Raw genomic sequence first — 12,489 nt, 5'->3', positions numbered from 1 at the left:
CCGAAGGGGCAGGGATGGCAGCGTTGTTTTCCGCGCTGGACTGGCGCGCGATGAGCCAGCAGGAGCGGGACCTCGGGTTGAACAATGGCGTTGCCGTCAAGGGCAGCGCCGAGATCGCCGCCGGCTGGGAGCAGCGCGCCGCGGCGATGCGGCACAAGCATCCCGAGCATCTCGACCTCCGATACGGTCCGCGTGAACGCAACCGGATCGATTTCCTCAAAGCGCGCGATGGCGCGCCGACGCTCTTGTTCATCCACGGTGGCTACTGGCAGACCCGCGCCAAGGAAGTGTTCACGATCTTTGCCGAGGGGCCGATGGCGCACGGCATCAATGTCGCCCTGATCGGCTACACGCTGGCGCCGGATGCGACGCTCGATGACATCGTCGCCGAGATTCACGCAGGCATCGATTTTCTTGCCGGGCAGTTGCCCGCGCTCGGTGCCGCTGCCGAAGGCATCGTTGTGTCGGGCTGGTCGGCCGGCGGCCATCTGACATCGATGGCGCTCGCGAATGCCCATGTCCGGGCCGGCATGGCGATCTCGGGCATCTATGACCTCGAGCCGATCCGGCACTCCTACCTCAACGAGAAGCTCAGGCTCGACGAGGCCTCCTCGCGGCGCAATTCGCCGATGATGCAGGAAGGCGGCACGGCAAAGCCGCTGTCGCTGGTGGTCGGCAGCGCCGAACTGCCGCTGCTGCGCAAGCAGACCGCCGATTTCGCCGGCCATCGCGCCCGCTACGGCTTGCCGGTGACCTATGAGGAGATCGCCGGTGCCGATCATTTCTCGATCATGAACCAGATGCTGGCGCCGCAGGGCCGCATCACGACGCTGATCCGGCAGTTGTTCGAGCGGACCGTGTCATCCTGAGGTGCGAACTCTTTCGAGCCTCGAAGGATGACGCAGCCCGTGGCCCATCCTTCGAGACGGCCGCTTTGCGGCCTCCTCAGGATGACGGCGGAACAGGTGGTAAGCGCGAGTTGCCTAACCCCACCCCGACGTCAGCCCGCCATCCACTGTATAGATCACGCCCGACGTATAGCCCGCGCGGTCTGAGGCCAGGAACGCCATCAGGTCGCCGATCTCGCGCGCATGCGCGGGGCGGCCGAGCGGCAGACCTTTCTGGAATTCCTTGTAGCGGCTCTCGTCGCCGAACTGGTTCTTGGCGCGGGTCTTGAGCAGCGTGACGTGGCGGTCGGTGCCGACAGGGCCGGGGTTGATGCCGACGACGCGGATGTTGTCGGCGAGGCTCTTGCCGCCGAGCGCGCGGGTGAACGACATCAGCGCCGCATTGCCGGCGCTGCCGCAGATGTAGTTGGCGTCGAACTTCTCGCCGGCCGCGCCGATGTCGTTGACGATCACACCGCCGCCGCGCGCCTTCATCTGGGCATAGATCGCGCGCGTCAAATTGACATAGCCGAACACCTTGAGCTCCCAGGCATGCCGCCAGGTTGCCTCGTCGATCTTGTCGATCGAGCCGCCCGGGATGTCGCCGGCATTGTTGACGAGGATGTCGATATCGGCGGCCTCTTTTGCCAATCGCGCCAGATCTTCGGATTTGCGCAGGTCGACGACGCTGATCGCGGCATCGATCTGATGCGCGGAGCGCAGCCGTTCGGCCAGCGCCTTCAATTGCTCGCCGTTGCGGGCGGCGAGCAGCAGATTGGCGCCTTCCTCGGCAAAGGCTTCGGCGGCGGCCGCGCCAATGCCCTTGGAGGCGCCGGTGATCAGGACACGCTTGCCGCGCAGATGCAGATCCATGGGATGTCTCGCTTTGGTATGAGGAGTGGGATGTCCGCGAAATTGGTGGGTCAGGGTCGCGCCGCGGTCAACACTGCACTGCAGCGTTGCGCTCACGCGAAGTTTGGTCCATTGCAGGACCATCAGGATAGGCGGCATTGCCGGCCGGGCAAATCACAAGGGTGTTCTCGATGAGCAGCAAAAAGCAGTATCGGATTGCGGTCATTCCCGGTGACGGCATCGGCAAGGAAGTGATGCCCGAGGGCCTGCGCGTCATCGAGGCGGCGGCGAAGAAGCACGGCGTCGACGTGAAGTTCGACCATTTCGACTTCGCCTCCTACGACTATTACGAGAAGCACGGCGAGATGATGCCGGCCGACTGGAAGGCCCAGATCGGCAAGCATGACGCGATCTATTTCGGTGCGGTCGGCTGGCCGGCGAAAATACCTGACCATATCTCGTTGTGGGGTTCGCTGATCAAGTTCCGCCGCGAGTTCGACCAGTACGTCAATTTGCGCCCGGTGCGGCTGATGCCCGGCGTGCCGTCGCCGCTGGCGAACCGCAAGCCCGGCGATATCGATTTCTGGGTGGTGCGCGAGAACACCGAGGGTGAATACTCCTCCGTCGGCGGCCGCATGTTCCCGGATACCGACCGCGAATTCGTCACGCAGCAGACCGTGATGACCCGCATTGGCGTCGACCGCATCCTGAAATTCGCGTTCGATCTGGCGCAGTCGCGGCCGAAGAAGCATCTGACCTCGGCAACCAAGTCGAACGGCATCTCCATCACCATGCCCTATTGGGACGAGCGCGTGGAGGCGATGGCCAAGAAGTATCCCGGCGTGAAGTGGGACAAGTACCACATCGATATTCTTACCGCGAACTTCGTGCTGCATCCGGACTGGTTCGACGTCGTGGTCGGCTCCAATCTGTTCGGGGACATCCTGTCTGACCTTGGCCCGGCCTGCACCGGCACGATCGGCATCGCGCCGTCGGGCAACATCAATCCCGAAGGCGATTTCCCCTCGGTGTTCGAGCCGGTGCACGGCTCGGCGCCTGACATTGCCGGGCAGGGCATTGCCAACCCGATCGGCATGATCTGGTCGGGCGCGATGATGCTGGAGCACCTCGGCGAGAAGCAGGCAGCAGCCGCCATCGTCGGCGCGATCGAGCGCACGCTCGGCGAACGCACGCTGCGCACCCGTGACCTCGGCGGCAACGCCGACACCACGGCCTGCGGCAAGGCGGTGGCGGAGATGGTGGAGTAGGCTGCGCTGTCAGTCACGGGGTCGTCCTGGCGAAAGCCAGGACCCATTACCCCGAGTGCTTGTTGGCTTGATCGATCTGACCACCGCCCTGCGCGATGACATAGGCCGGTGGTAATGGGTCCTAGATCGCGCTCGCTACGCTCGCTTGTCCAGGACGACGTCGATAATTATTGCTTCGCAGTCTATGTAGGGTGGTTAGCCATCCTACGATCACTGTCGTCCCTGCGAAAGCAGGGACCCATAACCACAGGGTCTTGTTGTTGGGCTCGCTGTGGCCCAACCTTCGTGACAATGTGGAGCGGTGGTTATGGGTCCCGGCTCGCGCTTCGCTTGGCCGGGACGACGGCGAAAATTACCCCTCCACGATTCTGCGGCAATGCTCCCATGCCGCGTGGATCAGGTTCTCGCTCGCCTCGGGCGTGCGGAAGGCGGAATGCGCCGACAGCGTCACGTTCGGGATCTTCGTGAGCGGGTGATCCTTCGGCAGCGGCTCGATGTTGTAGACGTCGAGGCCGGCGTGGCGGATGTGGCCGGAGTTGAGCGCGTCGATCATCGCCTGCTCGTCGATGATGGCGCCGCGCGCGGTGTTGACCAGCACCACGCCCTTCTTCATCTTGGCGATCTTGTCGCGCGTGATCAGGCCGCGGGTCTCGTCGTTCAAGAGCAGATGGAGCGAGACCACGTCGCTGTTCGCCAGCACGGTGTCGAGCTCGGTGAATTCGACGCCCGGATGGCTCTTGGGCGACCGGTTCCAGGCGATCACCTTCATACCGCTGCCGAGCGCGATGCGGGCGACCTCGGCGGCGATGCCGCCGAAGCCGACCAGGCCGAGCGTCTTGCCGGTGAGCTGCATGCCGTCCTCGCGCAGCCAGTTGCCGGCGCGCATCTCGCGGTCCATCTGCGCGATCACCCGCGCCGATGACCACATCAGCGCGATCGCGGATTCCGCGACCGCGGTGTCGCCATAGCCCTTGATCAGATGCACTGAGATGCCGAGCTCGGCGAGCTCTTCCGGGTTCATGTAGCTGCGCGCGCCGGTGCCGAGGAACACGACATGCTTCAGGCCGGCGCACTTCTTCGCAATGTCGGTCGGCAGCGCGGTGTGATCGACCACAGCGATCTCGGCGCCGTCCAGCACCGCCGGATAATCCTCGGACTTGATGTCCGGGTTGCGGTTGATCCGCATCTTGGGATCGCCTGACTTCTCCAATCGCTCCGTGATGACAGCGAGCGATTCATTGGCGTCGACAAACACTGCGCGCACGAAAGCCTCCATCGAAGGAAGAAGGGATGATCAGGATGCGACGCCGGCGAGCGCCAGCACCGTATGCATCAGGACGTTGGCGCCGGCGGCGCAGTCGGTCTGCGTGGCGTCTTCCAGCTCGTTATGGCTGATGCCGTCCTTGCAGGGCACGAACACCATCGCCGCCGGCATCACCGTGTTGAGGTTGCAGGCGTCGTGGCCGGCGCCGGAGGTGATGCGGCGGTGCGAATAACCGAGCTGCTGGGCCGCGTTCTCCACCGCGTCGACCAGTTTCGGATCGAAATGCGTCGGCGCCTTGCGCCAGACGAGGTCGAGCTGAACCTCGACCTTGCGCCGCGCGGCAATCTCGGTGACCGCAGCACGGAGATCGCGATCCAGCGCGTCCATGATCCCTGCATCGGCGCTGCGGCAGTCCACCGTGAAGGCGATCTCGCCGGGGATGACGTTGCGCGAGGGCGCTGCGATCACCGCCTCGCCGATGGTGCCGACCGCCTTCGGGCCGTGCTTCCTGGCGATGCTTTCCATCGCCAGCACGATCTCCGACAGCGTCGCCAGCGCATCACGACGTAGCGGCATCGGGGTCGAGCCGGCATGGCTCTCGAAGCCCGTGATCTTGCCGTCGTACCACAACACGCCCTGGCCGGAATCGACCACGCCGATGGTCTTGCCCTCGGCCTCCAGGATCGGGCCCTGTTCGATATGCAGCTCGACGAAGCTGGTGAACTTCTGGCGGCCGACCGGGGCATCGCCGCGATAGCCGATCGAGTCCAGAGCCTGTGCCACCGTGACGCCCTCGGCGTCCTTGCGCGACAGAATGTCGTCGGTGGTGAAATCGCCGACGTAAGCGGCCGAGGCCATCATCGCCGGCGCAAAGCGCGAGCCTTCCTCGTTGGTCCAGTTGCAGATGCAGATCGGCAGCTCGGTCTCGATGCCGGCATCGTTGAGCGTGCGCACCATCTCGAGCGCGGCCAGCGTGCCGAGGATGCCGTCATACTTGCCGCCGGTCGGCTGGGTGTCGAGATGCGAGCCGACGCCGATCGGCTGCTTCGACATGTCCCGTCCTTTCCGCAAGCCGAACATCGAGCCGAGCGCATCGACCTGCACCTCGAGGCCGGCGTTCTCGCACGCCTTGCGAAACCAGTCGCGCACCTGCTTGTCCTCGGCACTGAGGGTCAGCCGCCGCACGCCGCCTTTTGGCGTTGCACCGAACTGCGCGGTTTCGTGGATGGTGCCCCAGAGGCGGGCGGAATCGATCTGCAGGTTGGTGGCGGCTCGGCTCATGTCGTCAGTCCATTTCAGCTGTCTTTCCGGGGCGATGCGTCAGCATCGAACCCGGAATCTCGAGATTCCGGGTTCGGCTCTTCGAGCCACCCCGGAATGACGTTTGATTATCCGGCACTCGTTCAATGGCGCGCCGCTTCCATCGCGTCAACCGCCACGCTCGCCTGCGCGATCTGCCTGGCGAGATGGGCGACGCGCTCGATGGCGACCGCATCGGGGGAGGCGAGCCAGCTCGCGGTAAAGGTGAGGGGCGGCAGCTTGAGGTCGGTATCGAGCAGTTGCAACCGGCCGTCGGCCAGCTCGTTCTCGACGATCGCCGACGGAATCACTGCAATGCCAAGGCCTTCATTGGCCATGTGGATCACGGTCGCGAGCGACGTCGAGGCGTGCAGCCGGATCGGCGGCAGGTCGGGGGCGTTGAACAGCGCGCGCACGGTCTCATAGGGCTGGGTCTTGCGCGGAAATGTGATGATCGGAAACCGCGCCAGATCCCGCCGCGCCACCGGGCCGGAGCCGAGGCCGAGCGACGGGCTCGCCAGGAAACCGATCGGGTAATCGCACAGCACATGATTGTGCGCGCCGGACGCCGAGACCGGTCCGAGCACGAAGGCGAGCTCGATCTCCTGCGCCAGCAGCCGCGGGGTCAGGTTCGGCGTGATGTCGACCTCGATCTCCAGCGACAGGTTCGGGTAGATCTCGTTGACGCTTTTGACCAGCCGCGGCAGCCAGGTGTGCACGATGGTCTCCGCGACACCGAGCCGCAGCGCGCCGCGCATCGCCGAACGGTCGCCGACCTCCGCCATCATCTCCGAGCGCAGGCCGATCAGCTTCTCGGCGTAGGTCATCATCAGCCGTCCGCTCGGCGTCGGCGAGGCCACCCGGTGATCCCTGTTCAACAGCTTGACGCCCATCTCGCGCTCGAGCTGGGCGATGCGCTGCGAGATCGCCGGCTGGGTGGTGTTGAGCCGCTGGGCGGCGCCGCGGAAGCTGCCGAGCTTGACGACCCAGAGGAACGTTTCGATCGAGCGGAAGTCCGTCATTGGAAGCATATCCCCGATCGATAAATCCAATTTATCGATTTTGATTAGAAAGGACGATTAGACATTATATCACGCTTGGTGTTGGTTTGTCCTTGTCGAGATTATGGGCAGGAGAATCCCATGACTGTTTTTGCGGCAGTGCAGCGATCTCAGGGGGAACCGGTGCTGGCGAGCGTCGAAGCGCGGCGCGCCAGCCGCAACGGCATGGCTTCAGCCACCACGGCCGGGCTCGCCAACGGTTTCGTCCAGGGCAATCTGGCGATCCTGCCGGAGAAGCTCGCCGGCGCCTTCCACCGGTTCTGCCAGCTCAATCCCAAACCGTGCCCGATCATCGGCATGTCGGATGTGGGCGATCCCCAGATTCCCGCGCTCGGTCTCGACCTCGACATCCGCACCGACGTGCCGCGCTACCGGGTCTGGCGCGACGGCGAGGTGGCGGACGAGCCGACCGACATCACCAAATATTGGCGCGACGATCTCGTCACCTTCGTGCTCGGCTGCTCCTATTCGTTCGAGGAGGCGCTGCTGGAGGACGGGCTGCCGATCCGTCACATCGAACGCAACCTGCGTGTGCCAATGTACCGGACCAACATCGCCTGCCAGCCGTCGGGGCCGTTCGCGGGACCGATGGTGGTGTCGATGCGCCCGTTCAAGCCGGCGGATGCGATCCGCGCGGTGCAGATCACTTCGCGCTTTCCGTCGGTGCATGGCGCACCGGTCCATCTCGGCCACCCGCATGCGATCGGCATCAAGGACATCGCCAAGCCCGACTATGGCGACGCGGTGCCGGTGGCCGATGACGAGATCCCGGTGTTCTGGGCCTGTGGCGTGACGCCGCAATCGGTGATCGCAAGTGCGAAGCTGCCGTTCGCGATCACGCATTCGCCGGGCCTGATGCTGGTGACCGATCTCAGGAACAAGCAGCTGGCTGTGCTCTGAATAGGCAATTCGTGCAATTCATTGAGGCTTTACTGCGCGCTACAAGCATCACATCGATAATAACAAGCTGACCTAAGGGGAATTTCGATGACGATCTCTCGCCGTAACGTGTTGCTGGGTGCCACTGCCGCCGCTGCGCTCGGTCCGATGGCTGCGCGCGCGCAGACAAGCGAAGTTGCAATCGGCGTGATCTATCCGCTGTCCGGCTCCAGCGCCGCGATCGGCGTCGACGCGCAGCATGCCTTCAATACCGCGGCCGAGATCATCAACAAGAACTATGATTTCGCGCTGCCGCTCGCCAAGGGCGAAGGCCTGTCCGGCCTCGGCGGCGCCAAGGTCCGCCTCGTGTTCGCCGACCACCAGGCCGATCCGCAGAAGGGCCGCGCCGAGACCGAGCGGCTGATCACCCAGGAGAAGGTCTGCGCCGTGGTCGGCACCTATCAGAGCGCGGTTGCCGTCACCGTCAGCCAGACCTGCGAGCGCTACGGCGTTCCGTTCATCTCGGCCGACAATTCCTCGCCGAGCCTGCATCGCCGCGGCCTGAAATACTATTTCCGCGCCTCGCCGCATGACGAGATGTTCTCGGCCGCGATGTTCGACTTCTTCGATGCGATGAAGAAGAAGGGCCAGAAGATCGAGACGCTGGCGCTGTTCCACGAGGACACCATCTTCGGCACCGATTCGGCGAACGCCCAGACCAAGCTCGCCGGCGAGCGCGGCTACAAGATCGTGGCCGACATCAAGTACCGCGCCAACTCGCCGTCGCTGACCGCCGAGGTGCAGCAGCTCAAGGCCGCGAATGCCGACGTGCTGATGCCGTCGAGCTACACCACCGACTCGATCCTGCTGGTCAAGACTATGGCCGAGCTCGGCTACAAGCCGAAGAACATCATGGCGCAGGATGCCGGCTTCTCGGAGAAGGCGACCTATGACGCGGTCGGCGACAAGCTCGAGGGCGTGATCTCGCGCGGAAGCTTCTCGCTCGACCTGGCGCAGAAGCGGCCGATGGTCGGCCTGATCAACGAGATGTACCGCGCAAAGTCGGGCAAGGACTTCAACGACTACTCGTCGCGCCAGTTCATGGGCCTGATCGTGATGGCCGACGCCATCAACCGCGCCAAGTCGACCGACGGCGAGAAGATCCGCGAGGCGCTGGTCGCCACCGACATGCCGGGCGACGTGACCATCATGCCGTGGCGGCGCGTCAAGTTCGACGAGATGGGGCAGAACAACTTCGCCGATCCGGTGCTGCTGCAATATACCGCGAAGAACTTCGTGACGATCTTCCCGGAACAGGCCGCCGTCTCCGAGGCGATCTGGCCGATGAACAGCTGATCGTTCGGACGCGTCCCTACGTCGTCCCGGGCGAGCGAAGCGCGACCCGGGACCCATTACCACAGGCAGGCGTTTTGCGATGATTGGTTGTTGGTCCTCCCACCGAGGCATCTGTGGTTATGGGGCCTGGCCTTCGCCAGGACGACGTTGGAGACACATGTTGACTGGGGCGCAGCGGTGACAGCCGAGACCATTATCCAGAGTTTGGCGAGCGGCCTCCTGATGGGGCTGCTCTACGGACTGATCGCCGCCGGCCTCGCATTGATCTTCGGATTGATGGACGTCGTGAATTTCGCGCACGGCGAATTTCTGATGATCGCGATGTACGTGACCTTCTTCCTGTTCGCGTTCTTCGCGATCGATCCCTTGCTCGCGGCGCCGCTGGTCGCCGCGGCATTGTTCGTGTTCGGCGCGGTGGTCTACCTGTTGGTGGTTCGCTTCGCGATGCGCGCCAAGGCCAATGCCGGCATGGTGCAGATCTTCTCCACCTTCGGCCTTGCGATCGTGATGCGGGGCCTCGCCCAGTTCTTCTTCACGCCGGACTACCGCAGCGTCACCAACTCCTGGGTCGGCGGCAAGACGATCTCGATCGCCGGCATCTATCTGCCGGAGCCGCAGCTGATCGGCGCGATGCTGTCGATCGCGGCCTTCGTCGCGCTCTACTTCTTCATCAATCGCACCGATTTCGGCCGTGCGCTCGAGGCGACCCGCGAGGACGCCGGCGCGGTGGCGCTGGTCGGCATCGACAAGAACCGGGTGTTCGCGCTCGGCTGGGGCCTTGGTGCGGCGCTGGTCGGACTTGCCGGCGCCATCATGGCGATCTTCTTCTATATCTATCCCGACGTCGGCGCGTCGTTTGCGCTGATCGCCTACGTCACCGTGGCGCTCGGCGGCTTCGGCAGCGTGTTCGGCGCCTTTGCCGGCGGCATCATCGTCGGCCTGGTGGAGGCGACCACCGCGATGATCCTGCCGCCGTCGCTGAAATCGGTCGGCATCTACGCCGTCTATCTCCTGGTCGTCTTCATCCGCCCGCGTGGCCTGTTCGGATCGATGTGATGGACACCCACTTCGCCCAACGCCGCAGGCGTGACCTGATCGTGGCGGCCTGCCTTGCGGTGATCGCAGCGCTGGTGCCGCTGTTCGTCAAGGACGTCTATGTCCAGAACATCATGGTCTTGACCCTGATGTATGCCGCGCTGTCGCAGAGCTGGAACATCCTGTCCGGTTATTGCGGACAGATCTCGCTCGGCCATGCGCTGTATTTCGGGCTCGGGGCCTACACCACCGCGCTGCTGTTCACCAAGTTCGGCGTGCTGCCGTGGTTCGGCATGCTGGCGGGCGGGGCGATCTCCGCCGTGATCGCGATGGCGCTCGGCTATCCCTGCTTCCGCCTGCGCGGGCATTATTTCGTGATCGCGACCATCGTGATCGCCGAGATCGCGCTGCTCTTGATCCAGAACTGGGATTGGGCGGGCGCGGCCCTCGGCATCGATATCCCGGTGCGCGGCGACAGCTGGCTGAAATTCCAGTTCACCCGCTCCAAGCTGCCGTACTTCTATTTCGCGCTGGCGCTGGCCTGCATCGCCTGGCTCGTCACCTGGTGGCTGGAAGATTCCAAATGGGGCTATTGGTGGCGCGCGGTGAAGGACAATCCGGATGCGGCCGAAAGCCTCGGCGTCGTCGTGTTCAATTCCAAGATGGGCGCGGCGGCGGTCTCCGCCTTCCTCGTCGCCGTCGGCGGCAGCTTCTACGCCCAGTTCGTCTCCTATATCGATCCTGAGAGCGTGATGGGCTTTCAGTTCTCACTGTTGATGGCGCTGCCCGCGGTGCTCGGGGGCATCGGCACGCTGTGGGGGCCGGTGCTCGGCGCCGTGATCCTGATCCCGCTCACCGAGCTGACGCGGTCCTTTGTCGGCGGGTCCGGCCGCGGCGTCGACCTGATCGTCTATGGCGCGCTGATCGTCGCGATCTCGCTGGCACTGCCGAAGGGGCTCGTCAGCGTGTTCGGCATGCTCTCCGGGCGCAAGGAGGCCGCGCGATGACGGCACTCTTGGAAACGCGTGGCGTCTGGCAGCGCTTCGGCGGCCTCGTCGCCAACAGCGACGTCTCGATCTCGGTCGGCCGCGGCGAGATCGTCGGCCTGATCGGGCCGAACGGCGCCGGCAAATCGACGCTGTTCAATCTGATCGCGGGCGTGCTGCCGCCCACCCAAGGCTCGATCATGTTCGACGGCGAGGACGTGACAAAGCTGCCGGCGGCCGAGCGCTGCCAGCGCGGCGTCGGGCGCACCTTTCAGGTGGTCAAGAGCTTCGAGACCATGACCGTGATCGACAACGTCATTGTCGGCGCGCTGATCCGCAACACCAAGATGCGTATCGCGCGGCAGAAGGCCTATGAGGTCCTGGAGTTCTGCGGACTTGCGGCGCGCGCCGACAAGCTTGCCGCCGATCTCGTCCCGTCGGAGAAGCGCCGGCTCGAAGTCGCCCGTGCGCTGGCCACCGAACCGAAGCTGCTGCTGCTCGACGAAGTTCTCACCGGACTGACGCCGGTCGAGGCACAGACTGGCGTCGAACTGGTGCGCAAGGTGCGGGCCACCGGCGTTACCGTGCTGATGGTCGAGCACGTGATGGAAATCGTGATGCCGCTGGTCGACCGCGCCATCGTGCTCAATCTCGGCAAGGTGCTGGTCGAGGGCAAGCCGACCGAGGTCGTCCGCAATCCAGAAGTCATTTCTGCCTATCTCGGGGATCGTCATGCTGTCGGTGCGTGAAGTCACCACCGCCTATCAGGGCCTGGTTGCGATCTCCTCGGTGTCGATCGACGTCACCAAGGGCGAGATCGTCTGCGTCGCCGGCGCCAACGGTGCGGGCAAGTCGACGCTTTTAAAATCGATCGCCGGCGCCGAGCGGCCGCGCGCAGGCACCGTCACCTTCGACGGCAAGCGCATCGACGGCCAGCCGCAGCACGTCATCACGGCGGGTGGCATCGCCTTCGTGCCGGAGAACCGCCGGCTGTTTCCGCGGCTCTCGGTGCGCGACAATCTACGGCTCGGCAGCTATCTCTATCGCAGCCAATCCGACCGCGATGCGCCGCTCGATCTGGTGTTCAATCTGTTCCCGCGGCTCGGCGAGCGGCTCGAGCAGCGCGCGGAGACCTTGTCCGGCGGCGAGCAGCAGATGCTCGCGATCGGCCGCGCGCTGATGACGCGGCCGCGGCTTCTGATGCTCGACGAACCGTCGCAGGGCATCATGCCGAAGCTGGTCGACGAGATCTTCCAGGCCGTGAAGCGCATCCGCGACGCCGGCATGACGGTCCTGATCGTCGAGCAGCGCATGGCCGAGTGCCTGGAGATCGCCGACCGCGCCTACATCCTGCAGACCGGCCGCGTGCTGATGCAGGGCACCGCCGCCGAGATCACCGGCAATCCCGATGTGCGCAAGGCGTATCTGGGGCTGTAGCTTCTGCAACGCCTCCACGTACGCAGACGTCATCCTGAGGTGCGAGCGGAGCGAGCCTCGAAGGATGAGCCCCCCGCGCCCGCGGCCTTCCTTCGAGGCGCGCCGAAGGGGCGCGCACCTCAGGATGACGCCGGTATATGTGGTGCGCGCCATCCAGCCCGCAGC

12 protein-coding genes are annotated in these 12,489 nt (G+C 64.7%); 8 read left to right on the top strand and 4 right to left on the bottom strand.

The window, feature by feature from the left end:
- Positions 1 to 14 precede the first annotated feature (14 nt).
- Positions 15 to 869: an alpha/beta hydrolase gene (locus AAFG07_RS29015; RefSeq protein ID WP_342723199.1), complete on the top strand. Its 855-nt coding sequence runs from the start codon at positions 15 to 17 to the stop codon at positions 867 to 869.
- A gap of 114 nt (positions 870 to 983) precedes the next feature.
- Here AAFG07_RS29015 and AAFG07_RS29010 read toward each other — a convergent pair whose 3' ends face one another.
- Complete coding sequence (locus tag AAFG07_RS29010) at positions 984 to 1,760, bottom strand: SDR family oxidoreductase (RefSeq protein ID WP_342723198.1); 777 nt, start codon at positions 1,758 to 1,760, stop codon at positions 984 to 986.
- A 170-nt stretch (positions 1,761 to 1,930) separates the two neighbouring features.
- Here AAFG07_RS29010 and AAFG07_RS29005 point away from each other — a divergent pair, with 170 nt between their 5' ends.
- On the top strand, positions 1,931 to 3,007 hold the full coding sequence (locus AAFG07_RS29005) for a tartrate dehydrogenase (RefSeq protein ID WP_342723197.1): 1,077 nt from the start codon (positions 1,931 to 1,933) through the stop codon (positions 3,005 to 3,007).
- A 352-nt stretch (positions 3,008 to 3,359) separates the two neighbouring features.
- On the opposite strand, the gene AAFG07_RS29000 is transcribed toward AAFG07_RS29005, so the two are convergent.
- From AAFG07_RS29000 to AAFG07_RS28990, 3 genes are all read right to left on the bottom strand, one after another.
- On the bottom strand, positions 3,360 to 4,271 hold the full coding sequence (locus AAFG07_RS29000; protein WP_342723196.1) for an NAD(P)-dependent oxidoreductase: 912 nt from the start codon (positions 4,269 to 4,271) through the stop codon (positions 3,360 to 3,362).
- 30 nt (positions 4,272 to 4,301) lie between these two features.
- The gene (locus AAFG07_RS28995) at positions 4,302 to 5,552 is read right to left on the bottom strand and encodes a Zn-dependent hydrolase (protein WP_342723195.1); all 1,251 of its coding nucleotides are present in this window, start codon (positions 5,550 to 5,552) and stop codon (positions 4,302 to 4,304) included.
- A gap of 122 nt (positions 5,553 to 5,674) precedes the next feature.
- Positions 5,675 to 6,592 (bottom strand): LysR family transcriptional regulator, encoded by a 918-nt coding sequence (locus AAFG07_RS28990; RefSeq protein WP_176532654.1) that lies wholly within the window; start codon positions 6,590 to 6,592, stop codon positions 5,675 to 5,677.
- Positions 6,593 to 6,712: 120 nt separating this feature from the next.
- On the opposite strand from AAFG07_RS28990, the gene AAFG07_RS28985 reads away from it, so the two are divergent.
- The 6 genes from AAFG07_RS28985 (at position 6,713) to AAFG07_RS28960 (ending at position 12,324) form a co-directional block, all read left to right on the top strand.
- On the top strand, positions 6,713 to 7,531 hold the full coding sequence (locus AAFG07_RS28985) for a putative hydro-lyase (RefSeq protein WP_342723194.1): 819 nt from the start codon (positions 6,713 to 6,715) through the stop codon (positions 7,529 to 7,531).
- An 87-nt stretch (positions 7,532 to 7,618) separates the two neighbouring features.
- Positions 7,619 to 8,866, top strand: a complete 1,248-nt coding sequence (locus tag AAFG07_RS28980) for an ABC transporter substrate-binding protein (RefSeq protein ID WP_176532652.1) — start codon at positions 7,619 to 7,621, stop codon at positions 8,864 to 8,866.
- Positions 8,867 to 9,088: 222 nt separating this feature from the next.
- Positions 9,089 to 9,922 carry a branched-chain amino acid ABC transporter permease gene (locus AAFG07_RS28975; RefSeq protein ID WP_342729268.1) on the top strand — a complete coding sequence of 278 codons (834 nt, stop codon included), beginning with the start codon at positions 9,089 to 9,091 and terminating at the stop codon, positions 9,920 to 9,922.
- Entirely contained in the window at positions 9,922 to 10,908 is a 987-nt protein-coding gene (locus tag AAFG07_RS28970; protein ID WP_342723193.1) for a branched-chain amino acid ABC transporter permease, read from the top strand. Before AAFG07_RS28975 ends, AAFG07_RS28970 begins: the two co-directional genes overlap by 1 nt.
- Positions 10,905 to 11,636, top strand: a complete 732-nt coding sequence (locus tag AAFG07_RS28965; protein ID WP_097670506.1) for an ABC transporter ATP-binding protein — start codon at positions 10,905 to 10,907, stop codon at positions 11,634 to 11,636. Before AAFG07_RS28970 ends, AAFG07_RS28965 begins: the two co-directional genes overlap by 4 nt.
- A complete protein-coding gene (locus AAFG07_RS28960; protein WP_092125049.1) occupies positions 11,620 to 12,324 on the top strand; it encodes an ABC transporter ATP-binding protein in 705 nt (234 codons plus the stop codon). The genes AAFG07_RS28965 and AAFG07_RS28960 overlap by 17 nt, the downstream gene beginning before the upstream one ends.
- The last annotated feature ends 165 nt before the right edge of the window (positions 12,325 to 12,489 follow it).

This window comes from Bradyrhizobium sp. B097 (genome assembly GCF_038957035.1).
GTDB lineage: Bacteria > Pseudomonadota > Alphaproteobacteria > Rhizobiales > Xanthobacteraceae > Bradyrhizobium.
The sequence above is the reverse complement of the archived record's forward strand: the minus strand, read 5'-3'. Positions and strand labels throughout refer to the sequence as shown.